Raw genomic sequence first — 21,119 nt, forward strand, 5'->3', positions numbered from 1 at the left:
ACGAGGACTCAGCCCGGCGCGGCGGTCCCATCCCGGTCACCGGGAGAACCCGGCCCGCCCAGCCCCGCCAGCAGCAACCGGCAAGCCAGCACCGTGTCCGCCTCCGCCTCCTCGGCGGTGATGTGCCCGTTCAGCTGGGAGGTCAGCACGCCGTACCAGGTCTGCTCGATCAGCCGGACCAGACGGCGGTCGTGCTCGCTCGCCTCGGCCACCCCGGCGACGCGCAGGATCAGGTCGGCGAACTCGACCGTCGCGGCCATGTTCGGCGACTCCCCCGCGACGGTCGCGTTGTTCGACTGCAGCATCGCCTGCGCGAGCCGCGGCCGTTCCAGCAGGCGGCGGGCGGCGTCGACCAGCACGCGCGCGACCGCCTCAGCCGGTTCCTGGCCGGGCTCGACCGGGACGCTGTTGCGGTCCAGCTGCTCGACCTGGCTGTGCAGCAGCGCGGTGAACAGGACCGTCTTGGACGGGAAGTACCGGTAGAGCGTGGCGATGGCGACGCCGGCGTCGCGGGCGACGTCGAGCATCTGGATCCGGTCGAGGCCGTGCTCGGCGCCGTGGTCCGCGGCCGCTCGCAGGATGCGGCGGTAGCGCTCCTGCTGCGCGGGCGAACTCGGCGTGGCCGGCGCCCGGTTTTCGGCGACTCTCGGCACCGCGACTCCTCCGCTCGTGATCAGGCCATTCTCGCGCACGATCCTCCCACCGGGCGCCGCCGCTACCGGTGAGTGGGATGACCGCGCCCCGGCGCGCCGCGGATGCGGTTGGCTCGCCGGGTCGCGACGACTTGGAGGACTCATGGCTTTCGACGACCAGTTCGACGTGGTGGTGGTCGGGTCCGGCGCGGGCGCGCTGACCGGCGCGTACCTCGCTGCCCGGGCCGGGTTGCGCACCGCGGTGGTCGAGGCCGCGGACCGGCTCGGCGGGACTTCCGCGTACTCCGGCGCGGCCTGCTGGCTGCCCGGCACGCAGGTCCAGGAGCGGTTCGGGGTCGCGGATTCCACCGCCGCCGCGCGCGAGTACCTGCGCGCGCTGCTCGGCGAGGACCGGACCGGGCGGCAGGAGGCGTTCCTGGCGAAGGCGCCGGAGCTGGTCGCGGCGCTGGAGGCGGATCCGGCGCTCGAGTTCGAATGGCGGGCGTTCCCGGACTATTTCGACCGGCCCGGCCGCGTCCCTGGCGGACGCTCGTTCGTCCCGGTCGACCTGCCGCTGTCCGAGCTGGGCGAACGGGCCGAGCTGGTGCGTCCGCCGGTAGACCGCGACCGCGCCGGCCGCGGGCACCGCGACGCCCCGTTGGACGGCGGCCGCGCGCTGATCGGCCGGCTGCTGCTGGCCTTCGACGCGACCGGCAACGGCACCGTCTTCACCAGTACGCCGGTCGACGAGCTGGTGGTCGAGAACGGGCGGGTCGTCGGCGTCGGACCGCGGCGGATCGGGGCGACCTACGGCGTGCTCATCGGCGCCGGCGGGTTCGAGCGGAACGCGGACCTGCGGGAACAGTCCGGCGTGCCCGGCTCGGCGGCGTGGTCGATGGCACCCGCGGAAACGAACCGCGGCCAGGTCCTGGCGGCGGCGATCGCACTGGGCGCGGCCGTCGACCTGATGGACGAGGGCTGGTGGTGCCCGGGAATCGCGATGCCGGACGGCGGCGCGTCGTTCACGCTCGGCTTCCGCGGCGGACTCGTCGTCGACCGCGACGGGCGGCGGTATGCGAACGAATCGCTGCCATACGACCAGATGGGTCGTGAGATGGCAGCGGACCCGGCGCGGCGGATCCCGTCGCACATCGTGTTCGACAGCCGCGAGGGCGGACGGCTGCCCGCGATCGCGTTGCCGGGCGGACGGCCGGACGACCATCTGGCGGCCGGCACCTGGGTAGAAGCGGACACGCTCGCGGAGCTGGCGAAGCTGATCGATGCTCCGGAGCTGCCGGAGACGGTCGCCCGCTTCAATTCTTTCGCCGAGGCTGGGCACGACGCGGATTTCGGCCGGGGTGAGGACGAATACGCGCGGCACTTCGCGAATCCGGTACTGGTGCCGGTAGATCGCCCGCCGTTCCGCGCTGCCCGGCTGGTGCTGTCGGACCTGGGCACGAAGGGCGGCCTGGTGACCGATCCGGACGCCCGGGTGCTGCGCGAGGACGGTTCGGCGGTGGAAGGCCTTTACGCGGTCGGGAATTCAGCGGCTTCCATGACCGGCGGTTACTACCCGGGGCCGGGTATTCCGTTGGGCACCGCGATGGCTTTCGCTGCCCGGGCGGTCGACGATCTGGTGGCGCGGGCCGGAAGCTGATCCGGAGCCGCAATTTTTAAGGAACGATCGTTCTTGACTGATCGTTCCTCAAAAGGCTACCGTCAGGACATGGGCAGGCGAAGGGCATTCGACGAGGACGAGGTGGTGCGCGCCGCCGTGGGGTTGTTCGGCGGCCGCGCGTACGACGGAGTGTCCGTCGACGACCTCGTCACGCACCTCGGCGTGCACCGCAACAGCTTGTACAAGACGTTCGGCAGCAAGCGCGGCCTCTATCTGGCCGCGCTGCGCCGCCATCTCGCCGACGACGTCCGTCCCCTGGCCGAAGCGCTCGCCGCGGCGCCGGACGCCGCGACGGCGCTCCGGCTCGTCGCGTCGGCTGACCTCGGCATGCTGCTGCTCGCGGCGGTCGAACGGGCGCCGGCCGACGAGGAGGCGGCTGCCGAGGTCGCCGAGGCGCTGGCCACGCTCGATCAGGCGATTGCCGACGCGCTCGGCATTTCCACCGCACTGGCCGCCGCCCTCACGTCCGCCGCACTGGGCCTCCGCTTGCGCGGCGACCCCGGCGACCCGGGCACCGCGCTGGCCCAACTGCTCGATCCCCTTAACTGACAAGGAAAAGACATGGCATTGGTCACCATCGACGGCGGCAACCTCGTCGTCGTGATCGAAGGTCTCGACAAGCTGTGGGCCTTCAAGAGCAGCCTGACCATCCCGCTGGCCAACGTCCGCGGCGCGACCGCGGACCCCGGCATCGCCGCCGACCCCAAGGGGATCCGCGCGCCCGGAGCCCACGTGCCCGGCGTGATCACGGCGGGCACGTTCCACCTCGACGGCGAAAAGGTCTTCTGGGACGTCAAGGATCCGGCGAAGGCCGTCGTGCTCGAACTCGCCGACGAGCGCTACGCCCGCCTCGTCCTCCAAGTCGACGACCCGCGCACGACCGTCGCACTGGTCGAGAAGGCGCTGCGCTGATGCTCTCCCACCTCGCAGCAGTCGCACTGACCATGGCCGCCCCCGTCGCGGCGGTGCCCGATCTCGTGCCCGCTGCCGACCGCGAAATCGTCTTCACCGTCGAGGGGACGCCGACGTACGGCACCCTGCACGTTCCCGCGCACCGAGCCGGCCAACGTTTGCGCGCCGCGCTCCTGCTGCCCGGCAGCGGCCCCACCGACCGCGACGGCAACCAGCCGCGCATGTCCCCGAACACCCTGGCGCAGGTAGCTGATGCGCTCGACCGCGACCGGGTCGTCACGCTGCGGTTCGACAAGTACGGCACCGGCGCCACCGGGCTCGGCGCCTACCGCGACCATCCCGAAACGCTCGACTATCCGGCGTTCGTCCGTCAGGCGAAAGCCGCCTACGAGACGTTGCGCGAACAGCCGGAGACAGCACCGCACGCGCTGACTGTCGTCGGGCACAGCGAAGGCGCGATGACCGCGCTGCTGCTCGGTGGCTCAGTCCGTCCCCGCCCGGCCGGCCTGGTGCTGCTGCAACCCCAAGCCCTCCGCTTGCTGGACCTGGTCGCGCTCCAGCTGCACGCCCAGATCGCCGAGGCGGCCCGCCACGGCCAGCTCGACCCCGAGCAGCAGCGGACTGTCGACGCGGCGATCGACGCCGCCGTCACCGCCCTGCGCGAACACCGGCCGGTCGACGCCACCGGCCTGCCGCCCGCCGTCGCGCAGCTGTTCCAGGGCTTCCAAGGGCAGAACGGCCGGTTCGTGGACAGCGACGACGCCGTCTACCCGCCTGCCACCGCCGCGGCGCTGCGGCCGGGGACCAGGGTGCTGCTTACCTGTGGCACGAATGACGCGCAAGTTCCTTGCGCTACAACGGATGCGCTGACCGTCGCCCTGCGCCGCGCGCACGTCGGCGGACCGGGCCGGGTGCGGCTGCCCGGAGTGGACCACCTGCTGCACGACGCCGGCCATCCGGATACGCCCGCGCCTGCTGTGCTCGACGCCCTGCATCGGTTTACGGGGCGCTGAGGGGTCGTGAGTGGCGATCGCGGTGCTAACCGGGATCGCCACTACACCTACCCTCACTTCGGCGGGGTGAACGCCGCCAATTGCTCCGACCCAGACCAGTCGTGCCCCCAATAACTGTCCCGGGTGATCTCCTCCGCCGTATAGAACCGCTCGTCCACCAGCATTCCCTCGGTCCCGTACTCCAGGTCCCATCCACCAGGCGCCCGGACGTAGAACGACACCATCTTGTCGTTCGTGTGCCTCCCCAGCGTCGAGGACACCGAGAACCCGCGTTTGCCGACCTCGTCCAGGGCTCGGCCGACCGCGTCGAGGGAGTCGACCTCGACCATCAGGTGGACCAGGCCCGGTGGTTCGCCGTGCGGGGCCGGGCAGATCGCCAGGCTGTGGTGGCGCTGGTTGACGCCCATGAACCGCACCCGGCGGGGTTTCTGGTCCGGGGCCGCGCCGCCCATCGCGACCGCGCCGCGCGGGAGGAAGCCGAGCACCTCGGTGTAGAACGTCTCGACCTCGGCGAAGTTCGTCGTCGGCAGCACGACGTGGCCCATGCCCTGCGCGCCGGTCACGAACTGCTGCGTCCACTTCGTCCGCACCGGGTCGTGGTCGAGGACCGGGCCGAAGAACACCTCGACCGGGGTGCCGGACGGGTCGTCGAAGGTGAGCGCCGAATCGACGCGGCGTTCGCGGCATTGCTGTTCCGACAACACTTTCACCGCGGTGCCGGACGCCTCCACCGCGCGCCCGACGGCGGCCAGCGCGAACTGGTCGCGCACCTCCCAGCCGACCGCGAGCACCCGGTCGTCCTCGCCGGGCAGCACGATCAGCCGTGCCTCGCGCTCGTCCATCCGGAGGTACAGGCCGTCGGCGACCGGGCCGGCCGTCTCGGCGAAGCCCAGCGCCTCCACGGTCAGCTCGCGCCAGCGCGGCACGTCCCGGCTCTGGACTCGGAGGTATCCGAGCCCTCGGATCTCGGTCATGGCGAAACTCCTTGCGGGGTGGGAAAAAATCAGATCATGGACAGCATCGGGCCGGGCGGCGGCTCGACGTCGAGGTCGGTCAGCGCGGACGCGTGGAACACCGAACCGGGCACGTGGATCGCGTGCGCCAGGCCCATGTGGCCGTCGCGCCAGAACCGCTGGATCGGGTTGTCCATCCGCAGGCCGTTGCCGCCGCTGCGGGCGACCACCTCGTCCATCGCGCGCACCGCCCGCCACGCCGCAGCGACCTGGGTGCGGCGCGACGCGGCACGGTCGGCGAGCGTCACCGGCTCGCCCGCGGCGGCCTTGTCGTAGAACCGGGAAACGTTGTCCAGCATGGCGATTCGCGACGCTTTGATCTCCTCCGCGGCGGCGCTGATCGCGTACAGCACGTACGGATCGTCCTTCACCCGGGTCCCGGTGATTTGCACGCGCGTGCGTTGATATGCCAGATGCGCCGCCAACGCACCTTCCGCGATGCCGATCACCGCGGACGTGATGCCGAGCGGGAAAATCGTCGTGAACGGGACGCCGTACGTCGGGTTGGTGCGGCCGGATTCCCGCAGCGCGCTTCCGTCGGTCATCCGGCTGAACGGCACCGCACGGTACTCCGGGACGAACGCGTCCTTGACGACGATGTCCTTGCTTCCGGTGCCGCGCAGGCCGACGACGTCCCAGGTATCCTCGACGATTTCGTAGTCCGCGCGCGGCAGGATCACGTGGTAGTTCCGGGGCGGCTGCAGCACATTGCCGTCCGCGTCGCCGAGAAAACCGCCGAGGAAAATCCAGTCGCAATGATCGGTGCCGGACGAGAACTGCCACCGTCCATTGAAGACATACCCGCCGTCGACCGGTTTCAGCACGCCCATCGGCGCGTACGGCGAAGCGATCCAGGTGTCGTTGTCCGCACCCCAGATTTCTTCCTGCACGCGACGGTCGCAGAGCGCCATTTCCCACGGGTGCACGCCGATGATCCCGGCGACCCAGCCCGTCGAACCGTCGAGCGAAGCCAGCCGCATCACCGTTTCCGCGAATTCGCGCGGATGCGCTTCCGCGCCGCCGTAATCGGCGGGCTGGAGCATCTTGATCGCGCCGGTTTCCCGGAGCACCTTCGCCGCTTCGTCGGCGAGCCGGCCGAGCCGCTCGTTTTCCGGTCCGAGCGCGGCGATCTCTTCGGACCGTTCCTCGACGGCGGCAAGAGCGGGATGGGTCATGGCGCTTCCCTTTCTCCGGTCCGGATACGGTGCGGTCCCGGCTGCCCTGAGCCTCCCAGCGGAACCCGCGAGCGCGTGGGTGCGCTCCCGGTCAACGGGATCAGGGCCGCGGCACCTGGTTCCGCACGACCTTGCCGGTCACGTTGCGCGGCAACGGTTCCGTTCCGATCCGCCACCGCGACGGGACCTTGTAATACGCCAGCCGCTCGGCCGCAAACGCCCGCAACTCCGCCGCGTCGACCGGTGCCGAGACCACCACGACCGCAGCCACTTCCTGCCCCAGGTCGACATGCGGCACGCCCAGCACAATGCATTCCCGCACCGCCGGATGTTCCGCGAGCACGTTCTCCACCTCGGCCGGATAAACGTTCTCCCCGCCGTGCAGGATCAAATCCGAACGCCGTGCGGTGAGCCGGAGCTGTCCCTCGGAGAGAACCCCGATGTCGCCGGTGTGCAGCCACCGATCGGCGTCGACAGCGGCCGCGGTGGCCTCGGGGTCTTCCCAATAGCCGAGCATCGTGAACGGACTGCGGACGCAGATCTCCCCCGCGCTGCCGTCCGGCATCACCTCGCCGTACGCGTCCCGGATCTCCAGTTCCACCGTCGCGATGGGACGACCGACAGTACCGGGGAAAGCGGCCAGATCATCCGCATTGGCAACGGAAATCGCCGTGGACGATTCCGTCAGCCCGTAACTGTCGACTAATCCCTGTTCCGCTATCGGGAGTTCCGCGCGCAGCCGTTGTTGAAAGGCTGGTGAAGAAGGAGCAGCACCGAGCGTGAACGCAGTCAGCGAGGAAAGGTCATACCGCTCGAGGTTGCCGTGTTCCAGCAGCCGGTGCGCCATGGTCGGCACGACGCCCCAGTTCGTCACCCGCTCAGCTTCGACCAATCGCAGCACCCGCTCCGCGTCGAAACCGCCCTGGTGCACCACAACCGCGCTGCCGTCGGCGAGCCGGGGCACCACCAGGTTGTGCAGTCCGGCGATGTGGAACAGCGGCACCCCGAGCAGGTACCGCCGCGCGGACGGCTCCGCCGGGTCGCCGAGCGCACGGGCGATTTCGCTGTTCAGGCGGTGGAACTCGATCACTGACGTCAGGTTCCGGTGCGTGTGCACCGCGCCTTTCGGCCGTCCGGTCGTGCCGCTGGTGTAAAGGATGACTGCCGGATCGTCCTCGGCCACAACGCACGAAGGCAGCGGTACCTCCCGGCGCGCCAGCCGGGGAATGTCCTCCTCGACGGTCAGCACCGGCACGCCGTCCAGCAGCGCCGCCCGCTTCGAGTCGGCGACCGCCAGAGACGGTCGGGTATGACCGAGCGCGTACGCCAGCTCCCGCCGTGACCACCACGCGTTGTAGCCGACCGCGATCGCGCCCAGTGACACGGTCGCCCAGAACGCGACCACCCACTCCGGACTGTTCGCGGCCGCGATCGCGACCCGATCGCCCTTGCCGATCCCGTACTCGTCGCGAAGCGCACAGGCCACCGACGCCACCTGCCGGGCGTGTTCGGCGAAGGTGATCCGCCGGTCAGCCGTCACCAGATACTCGCGTTCACCGTGCCGCGCCGAGGCCGCGAGCACCTCCCCCAGCGACCGCGCGCGATGGGCGAACACCGTCATCGGCACGCCCAGCACCTCTTCGGTGCGCAGTTCGCACGGTCCGCCGGGCGCGGTCAGTGCCTGCCGAGGATCAGCGGAGAGGCTCATCCAAGGTCTCCCTCCTCGCACCGGTGCGGGCGTGATTGTGCCTGCTCGCAGCGGGGAGCGCCGGGCCGATTCCAATGACCGGGACCGGCTCAGCGGAACGCTGGCTCGCCGTACGCGCCCTGCCGCAGCAGCCCGGGCGACTCGGCCCGGCCGTCGAGAACCCGGTTGGTGCGCCGGGTGACCTTCCAGCCCTCGCCGGTGCGGGCGAGCGCCCAGTGGTTCGCCGTGGCGCGCCGGATGACAAAGCGGTCGTCCTGATATACCACCATCAGCGAGTGGCAGACCGCGATCGCCGTGTCGCCGTCGACGGTCACGTGCGGCGGGCCGACGAAGTGCGCGCATCCGCCGGAGATCCAGCCCTGGTGGGCGCTCGACCGCACCATCCGGGCCAGCTGCTCCCGGCCTTCGAGGTAGATCTCGTCGACGTCGTACGCGCCGTCCTCGGTCCACAGCGCGGCGACGTCCTCGGCCGCGCCGGCGTCGACCAGCGGACCGTACGCGGCGATCAGCCTGCTGATCTCGCGTTCGTCCTCCAGCCGCGCGAGCCGCGCCTCCAACTGGGCGATCCGGTCCACTTCAGACCTCGCTTCCTAGCTCGGCGAGCGCTTCGAGTTGCTCGCGGTAGTGGTCGGCCGAGTGCGCGGCGATCCGCGCGCTGACCGTCGTCGCCCCGGCCTCGACGACGCGGGTCAGCCGCTCCCGGCAGGAGGCCGCGCCGGGGTCCAGCGGCCGTCCGGGCGACAGCACGACCTGGAAGCCCTCCGGCAGCGCGACCGTGCCGAGCATCCGGCGCAGATCTTCCAGTGACAATCCGAACGGGACCCAGCCGTCGGCCAGCTCCACCGCCCGCCGGAGCGAGCGCTTGGTTCGGCCGCCGATCCACAGCGGGACTTTCGCCTGGACGGCATGCGGTTCGACGATCATCCCGGCGAAGTCGTAGTGCGGTCCGCGGTACTCCGGCAGCCGCTGCGACAACGCGGCCCGCAACGCTCGGAGCGCATCGTCGGCCCGCTCGCCGCGCTGTTCGAACGGCGCGCCCAGCAGGTCGAACTCCTCCCGCAGCGATCCGACTCCCAGGCCGAGCACGAGCCGTCCGCCGCTGACCGTGTCGAGCGTTCCGTAGCGCTTCGCGATCTCCAGTGGGTGGTGATATCCCAGCACGAGCACCTGCGTGGCCAACCGGATGCGGCTGGTACGAGCAGCCAGGTAGCCGAACGTCGCGAGCGGATCCCAGTACGTCGAGCCGCGCTGCTCCGCCACCCCGACCGGCACCGCGACGTGCTCGCTGCACGTCAGGTGATGGAAGCCGAGGCGGTCCGCGGTCTCCGCGATCCGCGCCAGGTCTTCGATGCCCGCGCTGTCCTCCCAGGCGTTCGGATCCCCCGGCAGCCGGGTCACCACGGGGCTCACGAGGCCGATGTCCATGCCGCCATGCCTACCGGCCGCCGCGCCAGCGCGAGCGCGTTCTCCCGCTGATCGGGAGCCGTGCCGCACTCGTGACCCGCCGCGTGTTGACGCTCCGGGAGGCCGCCGTGTTACCGTCAAAACTAGAAATGATTTCAATTCGTCCGCGAGGAGCACAGCATGACGGTGGTCGCGATCGAAACGGACTCCCTCGGCACGGATGTCGCGCGGGACCGCGCCCTGCCGCCGTCGATGGTCGAGCGGATGACGCTGATCCTCGACGCCTTCGACGCGCCGAGCACCCGGCTCACCCTCGAGCAGGTCGCGCGCACGACCCATCTCCCCCGTTCGACCGCGCACCGCATCCTCGACCAGCTCGTGCGGCTGCAGTGGCTGTCGCATTCGTCGTTCGGCTACGCGCTCGGCGCACGGGCGCTGAACCTCGGCGGCACCGGCGGCAACCACCTCGAACTGCGCGAGGCGACCGCGGCCGTGCTGCACGAACTGCAGTTGCGCACCGGGATGGTCGCGCACCTGGCGATCCTCGACGGCGCCGACGTCCGGTATCTCGACAAGGTCGGCGGCCGGTTCGCCGCGGTCGTCCCGTCGCGCGTCGGCGGCCGGGCGCCCGCGCAGTGCACCGCGCTCGGCAAGGCGATGCTCGCGTGGCTGCCCGCCGAACAGGTCGAGGACCGGGTCATGCCGACGCTCGGCCGCCAGACCAGCCGCACGATCTGCGACATGGTGACGCTGCACCGCGAACTCGGCCGGATCCGCGACCGCAACGGCCTCGCCTTCGAACGCGGCGAATGCTTCTCTGACATCTCTTGCGTCGCCGCTGCCATCCGAGGACCGGAAGGACCCGAGGCGGCGATCTCTCTCGTCGGCGACGCCCAGACCGCACTGGAGCGCGTCGCACCGCTCGTCGTGGTCGCCGCGCGGCAGGTCACCCAGGAGCTGTACCCGATGGTCCGGCTGCGCACCGCCGAACCTGCCTGGAACTGACCGTCCACAGAGGACTCTCAGTCACCGAGACGCCACCTGCCTCGGGACTGCCCGCCGTTCTACGTTCAGCCTCGCAGAAGCGGGGCACTGGAAGGAGATCCGACGATGACCACAGTGGAGCCGGCACCGGACGAGGTCCGCGTGATCGAGGCCGGCGCGGCGCCCACGCGGTTCGCCCGCGGGTGGCACTGTCTCGGGCTGGCCGAGAGCTTCGCCGACGGCAAGCCGCATCCGATCACCGCGTTCGGGCAGAAGCTCGTGGTGTTCGCCGGCGAGGACGGCAAGCTCAACGTGCTCGACGCGTACTGCAGGCACATGGGCGGCGATCTGTCGCAGGGCACGGTGAAGGGCAACGAGGTCGCCTGCCCGTTCCACGACTGGCGCTGGGGCGGCGACGGCCGGTGCAAGCAGATCCCCTACAGCCGCCGGGTTCCGCTGCGGGCGCGCACCGCCGCGTGGACGACGATGGTGCAGGACAAGATGTTGTTCGTCTGGAACGACCCGGAGGGCAATCCGCCGCCCGCCGACGTCGTCATCCCGCGCATCGAGGGCGCCACGCGCGCCGACTGGACCGACTGGACCTGGTACGAAACGCACGTCGACACGAACTGCCGCGAGGTCGTCGACAACGTCGTGGACATGGCGCACTTCTTCTACGTCCACTTCGCTTTCCCGACCTACTTCAAGAACATCTTCGAAGGACACGTCGCCACCCAGCTGCAGCGCGGGACTTCGCGGGAGGACGTGCGCCCGCCCGCGAAGGACGGGCAGCCGAAGGCGCTTGGCAACACCTCCGTCGCCTCGTACTACGGGCCGTCTTTCATGATCGACGAGCTGACATATCACTACGAGGGCATGGACATCGACGCCGTCCTCATCAACTGCCACTACCCCGTCACGGCGAATTCGTTCAAGCTGCAGTATGGGATAATCGTGAAGCGCACCGACAAGCTTTCCGGCGCCGAAGCGGAGGAAACCGCGCGCAAGATGGGCGATTTCATCCGAATCGGCTTCGAACAGGACGTGCAGATCTGGAAGAACAAGACCCGGATCGAGAACCCGTTGCTGTGCGAGGAGGACGGTCCGGTCTACCAGCTGCGGCGCTGGTACGAACAGTTCTATGTGGACGTCGCGGACGTCACGCCGGAGATGACCGAGCGGTTCGAGTTCGAATTGGACACCGCGAAGCCGAATGCCGCGTGGCGCAAGGAGGTCGAGGAGAACCTCGGCCGCCGGACCGGCGAGCGCGTCTGATGGCCGTCCGCGCCGACAACCGGCTGCTGGACGAGCCGATGCGGCCGGTCCGATGCGGAACGTGCGAGGCTTGGCTGAAGGTGCGCAAGAGCAGCTGGTATCAGACGAGCATCCAGTGGGATACCACGGCTTCCGAGCGCTGTGTCGAACGATCCGCCTGTGCTGAGGACCTGTTCCGCGGCTGTCACGCGCTCCAGGATTCAATTGACCGGGCAGTTGCGGACGGGGGAATTCCGGTGGCTGGCGAATGAACACGCACGAGAAGTACGGGCCGTGGGCGGTCGTCGCGGGCGGTTCGGAGGGTGTTGGCGCGGCGTTCGCGCACCAGCTCGCCGAGGCCGGGATCAATCTGGTGCTCATCGCACGCAAGCCTGAACCGTTGGCGGAAACTGCGGCGGCGGTCGAAGCGCGGGGTGTGGAAGTCCGCACTGTGCAAGCGGATCTGCTCGATCCGGAGGCGTTTTCGGCGATCCGGGAAGTGACAGACGGGCTTGAAGTCGGTCTGCTGATCTTCAACGCTGGCGCGAACAGTTACGGGCACGAGTTCGTGACCGGGGATTTGTCGAAGGTGCGCGGAGTAATCGATCTGAACATCACCGCGCAGCTCGCGTTGACACATCACTTCGGCGCGCTGATGGCAGCACGCGGGCGAGGTGGGATCTTGCTGGTCGGCTCGCTGGCGGGGTATCTCGGACAGGCGGAGATCAGCGTGTACTCCGCGGTGAAGGCGTTCGGCCGGGTGTTCGCCGAGGGGTTGTGGCTGGAGATGCGGGACCGCGGCGTCGACGTCCTCGAGCTGGTGCTGGGGGTCACCCGGACTCCGGCGATGGAGCGGGCCGGGCTGGCGTTCGACCTGCCCGGGCTGAACGTGGCCGAACCGGAGGACGTCGCGCGGGAGGGTCTGGCGCACCTCGCGGACGGGCCGGTGTGGGTCGCGGGCGGGAACCTCGCCACCGCGGAGAAGCGCAGCGGATTCCCGCGTGCCGAACTGGCGCTCGCCGCGCACGAGGCAACGCGAAAGCTGCTCCCGGCGCGGTAATTCACGCGGAGGAAGGGGCGGACTCAGGCCGAGTCCGCCCCTGCTTTCGTTAGAAATCCGCTGACCGCGGCGTGGAACCCAGCCGGGTCCTCCACCCACGGCAGATGACCGGCTGGCAACTGGACGCGCGACACCACCGGCAAGGCGCGTTCCAGCGAGTCCACCGCCGAGCGCGGCCGGATGTCCGCTGTTCCGTCCACGATCAGGGTCGGCACCTTCAACCCTTCGCACTGACCACGCAGATCCGGCCAACGCTCGCGGTTCAGCGCCGCGTTGCACTCGAAATTGACGCCGAACCACGGGTCAGCCATGGCTTCGGCGTGCTCCAGGGCGCGTTCCCGGCCGGCGAAGTCCGCTGACCATTGCAGGACGCAGTACTCCCGGTCTTCCTCCGCGGTGCGGTCCTTGGCTGCCAACGATTCCCAGCGCATCAGGCGGCTTTCCAGGGCGTTGCGGAGGTTGCGTTCGTAGTCCGCGTGCCAGGTCGAGTCGTCGTCGATTCCGGTGCCGGAGACGTAAACCAGCTTCGTCACCCGATCCGGATGCGCCAGCGTGTAGCGCAACGCCAGCTGCGCACCCCACGAGTGGCCGAGCAGCGCGACGCGGTCCCAGCCGAAATGGGCTCGGACCGCGTCGAGATCGGCCACTGTCGTCTCCACCGAGTACGGTCCCCGCCGCTCCGACCGGCCGCATCCGCGCTGGTCCCAGCGACAGACGGTCGCGGCTGCCGAAAGGTCAGCCGCGACGTCCGCCATCATGTCCCACAACCCCGGGCCGCCGTGACAGAAGACGACCGGTTCGCCGTCGCCCGTCTTCGCCGCCCAAAGCCGGATACCGTCTTCCGTCCGCACCGCGTGCTCCACGCGACGCAGTATGCCGCTGTCAGGCCCGCGCGACCGCCACCCGGGCAGCCGTGTCGCTTTCCTCGACCAGCCCGCCCTGCGCGGGTTTGCGCCCGTGCTTCATCACCAGGATGATCGCCACCCCGACGACGCCGACGACACCCGCCCACAGGTACGACTGGGTGAACGCGGCGTCGCCGTAGATCACCGCGTGCGACTGGGGCAGCGTCATCCGGACGTGCCCGGACATGATCGCCCCGGTCACCGTCACCGCGGCCGACGCCGCCAGCATCGCGATCACGCCGGCGATGCAGTTGCCCGCGCCGCCGAGCCGCGCGGGCAGGGCGTCCTGCAACAGGTTCGCGTTGGAGGAATGCAGGAACCCGACCGCGAACCCGGCGACGAAGCTGGTGATCGCGACCTGCCACTGCACGGTGAACATCCGCGAGCCGAGGAACATCACCACGAGGAAGCACAGGCTGGACGCGAGCAGCACCTGCCGCGCGCCGATCCGCTTCGACAGGTAGCCGCCGAGCGGGCCGACGACCATGCCAACGACGCCGAGCGGGAACGTCCACAGTGCCAGTTGCAGCGCGGAAAGTCCGACGCCGTAAGTGTTTCCGGGGATGTGCGGGGTCTCGAACATGGTCGGGCTGAGGATGCTGTGCGCGTTCATCATGTACGACACCAGCCCGACCGCGACCACCGTCGGCAGGAATTTGCGGCCGACGAGCACCCGCAGGTCGATCAGCGGTTCCTTGGCCTTCAGTTCGCGCAGCACGAACGCGGCCAGCAGCAGCACCCCGAGACCGAACGCGCCGACAGTGGTCGTCGAGCCCCAGCCCCACGTCCCGCCTTTGCCGACCGCCACGAGCAGAATGCCGAGACCCGCACCGAGCAGAATGGCACCGAGGATGTCGAACGACGATTTCACCCGCACCGTGCTTTCCGGCACCAGCCACGCGTGCAGCGGAAGCAGTACGCCGACGTAGATGACCATGAACCAGAACACGCTGCGGAAACCGAAATTGTCGATCAGCGCACCGGCGAGAAACGGCCCGGCTACCGCACCCATGCCGATTCCGGTGACCACCGAACCGAGCGCGATCGGCACGTACGACCGCGGGATGACGTCGCGGACGAGTGCGTAGGAAATGTTCACGATGCCGACCAGGCTGCCCTGCAGCAGACGGCCGATCAACAGCACGGCGAACACGTCGGTCGTCGCGCAGAGGATGCTGCCGAGCAGGAAGATCGCGCCCATCACGAGAATGATCCGCTTCTTGCCGTAGCGGTCGGCAGCCTTGCCCGCGAGCGGCAGCACGACCGCGCCGGCGAGGGTCACCACCGAGGCCGCCTGCGCCACGTCGAGGGTCCGGAAATGCGCGGCCATCCCGGGCAGCGCCGGGTACACCATGAGGATTTCGAACGTGGCGATTTCGGAGAGCAGAATGATCAGCGCGCAGACCGCGATGATCCGCCCGCGGGAAACAGGTCCGTTCGCCGGATTCAGGTCGAGTGCCATGCCGGTCCCTTTCCAGAAGTGATCAGGGGAATCCCCGCCGGAATACGAGGTCCCGCACTGATGAGGCCGGAATCGACGTGAGCGTAATCACGGCCGCCGCACCGCCCTCGCACGATCCCGCTCACCGGGAGTCCGCGTCAGATGGGCGACATTGAGGACCACGTCGATGCCGCGAGTTCAGCCGCCGAGGCCGAGATCGCGGACCGGTCCATGCCCACCTCACTGAACTTCGTACGTAACCTTGACCTCGTCCGTCCTAGGCCGGGCCTGACAGGCCAGGATCAACCCGTCCGCAAGATCCCGGCCATCCAGGACTTCGTTGTGCGCCAGATCCACTTCACCGCTCACAAGCACGCAAGCGCAGGCACTGCACGCACCCTCCCGGCACGAGAACGGCACGTCCAAACCGGCCGCCAGGAGGACGTCGAGCAACGCATTCTCCCGGGGCCAGCGCAAGGTCAAAGTTTCCCCGTCAAGCTCGACTTCCACCGAGCTCGCGGGACCGGACTCGTCCACCGTCACCGCCGCGAACGGATCTCCGGTGAGCGACGTGAACCGTTCTACGGTAATGCTTTCCACTCCGAGTCCATTAAGGACCGTCGAAGCCAAGTCCATGAACGGTCCAGGTCCACAAAGGAACGCTTCCCGATCTCGGTACGGCGCGGTCAACGCCCGAAGCCCGGCCTCGGTCGGCAAGCCCTGCACTGACTCCAACCAGTGCAGCACAGTCAACCGATCCGGATGCTCCTTCGCCAGCCGCAGCAATTCGTCCCGGAAGATCACCGACTGCTCGTCCCGATTCGCGTACACCAGGGTCACGTGTCCTGACCCGGCCCGCAGGCAGGACTTCAGGATCGACAGCACCGGCGTGATCCCGCTTCCGGCGGCGAGCAGCAACACGTCGGCGTCGAGCGAACGCGGCGTGAACGTGCCCGACGGCCGCAGCACCTCCAGCACAGTCCCCTCGACCGCGTTGTCCACCAACCAATTCGACCCGTACCCGCCGGCGGTGCGCTGCACCGTGATTCTCGCTGGTTCGTCGCAATGCGGGGAACTGCACAGCGAATAGCACCGCGTGACACTGTCCTTAGTGGACGGGATCCGCACGGTGAGGAATTGCCCGGGCAAATAGTTGAAACTGCCCTCGATCGGTTCCAGGACCAGCGAATGCGCGTCAGCGGTCTCGCGGACCACCTCGGTCACCCGCACGCGCATCGCGTTCATGCCGAGCGCGCGGCCGCGTGCTGCGCCGCGAGATAGCCGAAGACGATCGACGGGCCGATCGTCGCGCCCGGGCCGGCGTATTCGTTGCCCATCACCGCGGCGGTCGTGTTGCCGGTGGCGTACAGGCCGTCGATCGCCGAGCCGTCGTCGCGCAGGACGCGGCTGTTCTCGTCGCACACCAGGCCGCCCTTGGTGCCGAGGTCGCCGACCTCGATGCGGAACGCGTAATACGGTCCTCGATCGATCACGTCGAGACACGGGTTCGGCAGCGTCGGATCGCCGTAATACCGGTCGTAGGCGGAATTCCCGCGACCGAAGTCCGCGTCCACTCCGGTGCGGGCAAAGCCGTTGAACCGCTTTACCGTTTCCGCCAACGCGTTGTCCGGAACGCCGATCTTCTCGGCCAGCCCGGCGAGAGTGTCCGCGCGATGCACGATGCCCGCCGCGTAGTACGGCTCCGGAATCGGCGCGCCGGGCAGGATCTGCGCGAACGGGTACCGCGCCCGCGCTTTGGCGTCCATGACGAACCAGGCGGGCACGTGTCCGCCCTCGAGCTGGGCGTGCACGAAGGTGACGTACGGTGCGGACTCGTTGGTGAACCGCGTGCCCTCGGCCGACACGATGACCGAACGCGGGATCGACCGCTCGGACACCAGCGGCACGACTGCACCCGACGGATGCCGCACCGACGGCATCCACCACGCGTCGTCCATCAGGTCGGTGGCCGCCCCGACGCCCAGCCCGGCCTCGATGCCGTCGCCGACATTCTCGCGCGCACCGCCGCTGTAGTCGTCCCACGCGGCTTCCGGTAGATAACGTTTCCGCAGATCAGCGCTGTGCTCGAAGCCGCCGGTCGCCAGCAGCACGCCGCAGCGGGCACGGATCCGCCGCGGCGCGCCGTCGTGCTCGGCGACGATGCCGGTCACCCTGCCGTCCTCGACGACCAGTTCGGTCATTGGCGACCGCAGCCACAGCGGGACCCCGGCGTCCTTCAACGCCATCCGCAACCGCGCGACGAGCGCACGACCGCCGGTCGCCATATGCCGACGCCGCACCACGTTGGACGACACCCGCCAAGCAGCGATCACCGAGGCCCACCGACCGCGCCAAGTCCGCTTGACCATCGCCAGATCGTGGTAATCCTTCGCGGTGACCCACAGGCCGAGCGGCCCCTTCATCGTGTTCGGCCGCTGGTACCGCTCGTCCTCGCCGAGCTGCCGGGTGTCGAACGGCTTCGCCTCGACCGACCGGCCGAGCGGGCGACCGCCCTCCAGCTCCGGGTGGTAATCGGCGTAACCCTTCACCCAGAAGAACCGCAGCCACTTGCTTCGCTCCAGCAGCTCCATCGCCGCCGGACCGTGGTCCACATACGCGTCGAGCCGCTCAGCGGGCACCCGCCCCTCGGTGAGCAGATCGAGGTAGCGACGGATCGACGCCCGGCTGTCGTCGTGCCCGGCCGCGCGCAGCGTCGGGTTGTTCGGGATCCAGATGCCGCCGCCGGAAATCCCGGTGGAACCGCCGTACATCGCGCCTTTCTCGACGACCAGCACTTCCAGCCCGGCCGCCGCGGCGGTCAGCGCCGCGGTCATCCCGCCGCCGCCCGAGCCGACGACGACGAAGTCGTATTCGGCGTCCCAGGCCATCACTCGCCGTCCTTCCGGAGCAGGAACGCGAGGACGGCACTCTCCCACGCGTCCTTCTGCTCGATCATCGTCCAGTGGCCGCAGTTCGGGAGAATGTGCAGCTCCGCGTGAGGAATGGTGCGCATCGGAAGCAGCGCCATGTCGAGCGGGCTGACCCGGTCGTCGCGGCCCCACGTGATGAGCGTGCGGGCGCGGATCTTGCGCAGCGTCGCCCACAGCGGGGTGACGTCGAAAGCCGCGGCCGCCTGCGCCTGCAACACCCCTTTGCCGTACATCTTCTTGGCGCTGGCCAAGGAATCCGGCGCGGTAGCCAGCTTCCACCGCTCCTCGATCAGCTCTTCGGTGATCAGGCCGCGGTCGAACACCATCGAGTTCAGCCACTGCACGAGCCGTTCGCGGGTCGGGTCCTCGACGAACTCGGTGAGCAGGTTGATGCCCTCGCCCGGGGCCGGGCTGAAGATGTTCGTGCCCATCCCGCCGACAGTCACCAGCCGGCGAACCCGGTCCGGATACTCGATCGCGATGCGAGTGGCGACGAATCCGCCCATGGAGTTGCCGACCAGGTCAGCGGCGGCGATGCCGAGCCCGTCGAGCAGGTCGAGCACCGCGCGTTCGGCGGCGGGCATCGGCGGCGCGTCGACCGGGTCGCTCACGCCGAAGCCGGGGAATTCCAGGATCAGGCACCGGAAACGCGCGGCGAACGACGGCAGGTTCGCGCGGAAGTTCTGCCATCCGGTGACGCCGGGACCGGATCCGTGCAGCAGCACGACCGGCGGGCCGTCGCCTGCTTCGTGGTAGCGCAGCACGCCCCGGTCGGTGCGAAGTTCGCGCAGCGTCGCGTCGTGGCTCAGTTCCGGCATGGCTGACCTCTTGCTCGTGGGTGCGGGATGCCGCCGAAGCTAGCCAGCCGCCGAACCCGCGCGCGGCGGCAGTCCCGGTCACCGAGAGAGCCGGGATCAGGGTTCGCCCGCGGCTTTTACCGTCGAGTCATGCAAGCCACCGAAGCACCGAGCCCGCTGGAGATGCGCCGCGCACTGAGCCGGTTCGCCAGCGGGGTCACCGTGGTGACCGGCGTCGACCACGACGAGGCGGTGGGGTTCACCTGCCAGTCCTTCACGTCGGTGTCGCTGGAACCGCCGCTGGTGCTGTTCTGCGCCGACCGCGGCGGCCGGGCCTGGCCGCGCATCCGCTCCGCCGGACGGTTCTGCGTCAACGTGCTCGCCGAACCGCAAACAGATCTCTGCGCCCGCTTCGGATCCCGCCGCGGGCTTCGCTTCGAAGGACTGGATTGGGAGCTTTCCCGCTGGGGCACGCCGGAATTGCCCGGCGTTCTGCTGCGCGTGCACGCCGAGATCGAGACCGTGCACCGCGCGGGCGACCACGACGTCGTCCTCGGCCGGGTGCTCGCCCTCGACCCCGGAGCTGACGAACGGCCGATGATTTTCTACCGCGGCGATTTCGGCGTCGAAGGAAGTCCGGACGAGGTGCCGGGTTATCTCTGGGGGTGGAGCGACCGCTGAGCCGCGCCGACGGCGAGCCCTCGTCAGCGCGGCCTCGGTCGCCGCTCAGGCGCGCGGGTTGAACGGATCGGCGATGCGGTTGCCGGTGTCGATCCACGCGGTTTTGACCTCGGTGTACTCCTCGATCGCGTGGAACCCGTTCTCCCGCCCGATGCCGCTTTCCTTGAACCCGCCGAACGGGGCCACGTAGTTCGTCTTGCGGTAGTTGTTCACCCAGACGCTGCCCGCGCGCAGGCGGCGGACCATCCGGTGCGCGCGGGCGACATCGCGGGTCCAGACGCCGGCCGCCAGCCCGAACGCGGTGTCGTTGGCGATGCGGACGGCGTCGTCCTCGTCCCGGAACTTGATGACGACGGCGACCGGCCCGAACACCTCCTCGCGGGCGATCCGCATGTCGTTGGCGACCCCGGTGAACACGGTCGGGCGGACGAACAATCCCTTGCTCAGGGCGGGATCTTCGGGCCGGCCGCCGCCTGCCGCCAGATGCGCGCCGTCGGCCTTGGCGACCTCGATGTAGTGCAGCACCTTGTCGTACTGCGCCTGGCAGGCGACCGTCCCCATCTCGGTGTCCGGGTCGAGCGGGTCGCCGAGTTTGATCCGCTCGGTGCGCTCGATCAGCGCGGCGGCGAACTCGTCGTGAACGTCCTCGTGGACGAGGACCCGGGACCCGGCCATGCACGTCTGCCCGGTGGCGGCGAAGATCCCCGCGACGACGCCGTTGACCGCGTTGTCCAGATCGGCGTCCGGGAACACGATGTTCGGGGATTTCCCGCCCAGCTCCAGCGAAACGCGGGCGAGCCGTTCCGCCGCGGTCACCGCGATCTTCTTGCCCACCGCGGTCGATCCGGTGAAGGCGATCTTGTCGACGCCGCGGTGCCCGGCGAGCGCGGCGCCTGCCTCGCCCGCGCCAGTGACGACATTGACGACCCCGTCTGGGAACCCGGCCTCCTGGATCAGCCTGGCCAGCACCAGCGTGGACACTGGCGTGATCTCGGACGGCTTGACCACCACCGTGTTCCCGGCGGCGAGAGCGGGACAGAGCTTCCACAGCAGGAGCGCCAGCGGACTGTTCCACGGCGTGATGGCCGCGACCACGCCGATCGGCTCGCGCACCGTGAACACCTGCATGTTGGGCACGCTGCTCGCGAGCGTCTCCCCCACCGGAGCTTCGGCCACACCCGCGAAGAAGTAGCAGTGGTTGGCCAGCGCGGCGGTCTGACCGGCGACCTCGCGGATGAGCTTGCCGTTTTCGAGCACCTGGATGCGGGCGAGTTCGTCGGCGTTTTCCTTGATGAGGTCGCCGAATTTCCGCAGCAGAGCGGCGCGTCGCAACGGGGTCGACTGCGCCCACGGTCCCTCGTCGAACGCGCGCCGGGCCGCGGTGACCGCGTCGTCGACGTCCTGGACCGTGGCGGCGGGCACGTGCGCCCACTCCTGGCCGTCGAACGGGTTGACCGACGGGAAGGTGGCGCCGTCGGACGCGACGCGCCATTTTCCGTCGATCAGCATCTCGTAGTTCTCGGTGGACATGA

Annotated in this window: 20 protein-coding genes; 8 read left to right on the forward strand and 12 right to left on the reverse strand. The window is 69.4% G+C overall.

Features of this window, described 5'->3' with window-relative positions:
- Positions 1-8: 8 nt before the first annotated feature.
- Positions 9-653 carry a TetR family transcriptional regulator gene (locus tag PUT80_RS39265; protein WP_051728922.1) on the reverse strand — a complete coding sequence of 215 codons (645 nt, stop codon included), beginning with the start codon at positions 651-653 and terminating at the stop codon, positions 9-11.
- A 142-nt stretch (positions 654-795) separates the two neighbouring features.
- On the opposite strand from PUT80_RS39265, the gene PUT80_RS39270 reads away from it, so the two are divergent.
- The 4 genes from PUT80_RS39270 to PUT80_RS39285 all read left to right on the forward strand — a co-directional run bounded on the left by PUT80_RS39270 (position 796) and on the right by PUT80_RS39285 (position 4,235).
- Positions 796-2,289: an FAD-dependent oxidoreductase gene (locus PUT80_RS39270; RefSeq protein WP_134728643.1), complete on the forward strand. Its 1,494-nt coding sequence runs from the start codon at positions 796-798 to the stop codon at positions 2,287-2,289.
- Between the two features lie 69 nt (positions 2,290-2,358).
- The gene (locus tag PUT80_RS39275) at positions 2,359-2,859 is read left to right on the forward strand and encodes a helix-turn-helix domain-containing protein (protein WP_037812265.1); all 501 of its coding nucleotides are present in this window, start codon (positions 2,359-2,361) and stop codon (positions 2,857-2,859) included.
- A 12-nt stretch (positions 2,860-2,871) separates the two neighbouring features.
- Positions 2,872-3,222, forward strand: a complete 351-nt coding sequence (locus PUT80_RS39280) for a hypothetical protein (protein ID WP_037812266.1) — start codon at positions 2,872-2,874, stop codon at positions 3,220-3,222.
- Positions 3,222-4,235 carry an alpha/beta fold hydrolase gene (locus tag PUT80_RS39285; RefSeq protein WP_037812267.1) on the forward strand — a complete coding sequence of 338 codons (1,014 nt, stop codon included), beginning with the start codon at positions 3,222-3,224 and terminating at the stop codon, positions 4,233-4,235. Before PUT80_RS39280 ends, PUT80_RS39285 begins: the two co-directional genes overlap by 1 nt.
- Positions 4,236-4,288: 53 nt before the next feature.
- Here the strand turns inward: PUT80_RS39285 and PUT80_RS39290 are convergent, their stop codons facing one another.
- The 5 genes from PUT80_RS39290 to PUT80_RS39310 form a co-directional block, all read right to left on the reverse strand.
- Positions 4,289-5,209, reverse strand: a complete 921-nt coding sequence (locus PUT80_RS39290; protein ID WP_275295149.1) for a VOC family protein — start codon at positions 5,207-5,209, stop codon at positions 4,289-4,291.
- A 29-nt stretch (positions 5,210-5,238) separates the two neighbouring features.
- Entirely contained in the window at positions 5,239-6,423 is a 1,185-nt protein-coding gene (locus tag PUT80_RS39295) for an acyl-CoA dehydrogenase family protein (RefSeq protein WP_238605511.1), read from the reverse strand.
- Positions 6,424-6,523: 100 nt separating this feature from the next.
- The gene (locus tag PUT80_RS39300; RefSeq protein ID WP_275295150.1) at positions 6,524-8,131 is read right to left on the reverse strand and encodes an AMP-binding protein; all 1,608 of its coding nucleotides are present in this window, start codon (positions 8,129-8,131) and stop codon (positions 6,524-6,526) included.
- An 89-nt stretch (positions 8,132-8,220) separates the two neighbouring features.
- On the reverse strand, positions 8,221-8,706 hold the full coding sequence (locus PUT80_RS39305) for a nuclear transport factor 2 family protein (RefSeq protein ID WP_134667745.1): 486 nt from the start codon (positions 8,704-8,706) through the stop codon (positions 8,221-8,223).
- Position 8,707: 1 nt separating this feature from the next.
- Entirely contained in the window at positions 8,708-9,556 is an 849-nt protein-coding gene (locus PUT80_RS39310) for an LLM class F420-dependent oxidoreductase (protein ID WP_275295151.1), read from the reverse strand.
- A 159-nt stretch (positions 9,557-9,715) separates the two neighbouring features.
- On the opposite strand from PUT80_RS39310, the gene PUT80_RS39315 reads away from it, so the two are divergent.
- The 3 genes from PUT80_RS39315 to PUT80_RS39325 all read left to right on the forward strand — a co-directional run bounded on the left by PUT80_RS39315 (position 9,716) and on the right by PUT80_RS39325 (position 12,833).
- The gene (locus tag PUT80_RS39315; protein WP_037812275.1) at positions 9,716-10,540 is read left to right on the forward strand and encodes an IclR family transcriptional regulator; all 825 of its coding nucleotides are present in this window, start codon (positions 9,716-9,718) and stop codon (positions 10,538-10,540) included.
- 105 nt (positions 10,541-10,645) lie between these two features.
- Positions 10,646-11,794: a Rieske 2Fe-2S domain-containing protein gene (locus tag PUT80_RS39320; RefSeq protein WP_238605507.1), complete on the forward strand. Its 1,149-nt coding sequence runs from the start codon at positions 10,646-10,648 to the stop codon at positions 11,792-11,794.
- Between the two features lie 247 nt (positions 11,795-12,041).
- Complete coding sequence (locus tag PUT80_RS39325) at positions 12,042-12,833, forward strand: SDR family NAD(P)-dependent oxidoreductase (RefSeq protein WP_275295152.1); 792 nt, start codon at positions 12,042-12,044, stop codon at positions 12,831-12,833.
- Positions 12,834-12,856: 23 nt separating this feature from the next.
- Here PUT80_RS39325 and PUT80_RS39330 read toward each other — a convergent pair whose 3' ends face one another.
- The 5 genes from PUT80_RS39330 to PUT80_RS39350 all read right to left on the reverse strand — a co-directional run bounded on the left by PUT80_RS39330 (position 12,857) and on the right by PUT80_RS39350 (position 18,927).
- On the reverse strand, positions 12,857-13,696 hold the full coding sequence (locus tag PUT80_RS39330) for an alpha/beta hydrolase (protein ID WP_275295153.1): 840 nt from the start codon (positions 13,694-13,696) through the stop codon (positions 12,857-12,859).
- Between the two features lie 19 nt (positions 13,697-13,715).
- Positions 13,716-15,200 (reverse strand): MFS transporter, encoded by a 1,485-nt coding sequence (locus tag PUT80_RS39335; protein WP_275295154.1) that lies wholly within the window; start codon positions 15,198-15,200, stop codon positions 13,716-13,718.
- 219 nt (positions 15,201-15,419) lie between these two features.
- A complete protein-coding gene (locus tag PUT80_RS39340) occupies positions 15,420-16,415 on the reverse strand; it encodes a ferredoxin--NADP reductase (RefSeq protein ID WP_275295155.1) in 996 nt (331 codons plus the stop codon).
- A gap of 5 nt (positions 16,416-16,420) precedes the next feature.
- Positions 16,421-18,067 (reverse strand): FAD-binding protein, encoded by a 1,647-nt coding sequence (locus PUT80_RS39345; RefSeq protein WP_275295156.1) that lies wholly within the window; start codon positions 18,065-18,067, stop codon positions 16,421-16,423.
- The gene (locus PUT80_RS39350; protein ID WP_037812290.1) at positions 18,067-18,927 is read right to left on the reverse strand and encodes an alpha/beta fold hydrolase; all 861 of its coding nucleotides are present in this window, start codon (positions 18,925-18,927) and stop codon (positions 18,067-18,069) included. The genes PUT80_RS39345 and PUT80_RS39350 overlap by 1 nt, the downstream gene beginning before the upstream one ends.
- A 129-nt stretch (positions 18,928-19,056) precedes the next feature.
- Here PUT80_RS39350 and PUT80_RS39355 point away from each other — a divergent pair, with 129 nt between their 5' ends.
- Positions 19,057-19,587 carry a flavin reductase family protein gene (locus tag PUT80_RS39355; RefSeq protein ID WP_037812292.1) on the forward strand — a complete coding sequence of 177 codons (531 nt, stop codon included), beginning with the start codon at positions 19,057-19,059 and terminating at the stop codon, positions 19,585-19,587.
- Between the two features lie 45 nt (positions 19,588-19,632).
- Here PUT80_RS39355 and PUT80_RS39360 read toward each other — a convergent pair whose 3' ends face one another.
- Positions 19,633-21,117: an aldehyde dehydrogenase gene (locus PUT80_RS39360; protein WP_037812294.1), complete on the reverse strand. Its 1,485-nt coding sequence runs from the start codon at positions 21,115-21,117 to the stop codon at positions 19,633-19,635.
- Positions 21,118-21,119 lie beyond the last annotated feature (2 nt).

It is taken from the genome of Amycolatopsis sp. La24, from assembly GCF_029087445.1.
In the GTDB taxonomy this organism is placed as follows: domain Bacteria; phylum Actinomycetota; class Actinomycetes; order Mycobacteriales; family Pseudonocardiaceae; genus Amycolatopsis; species Amycolatopsis nivea.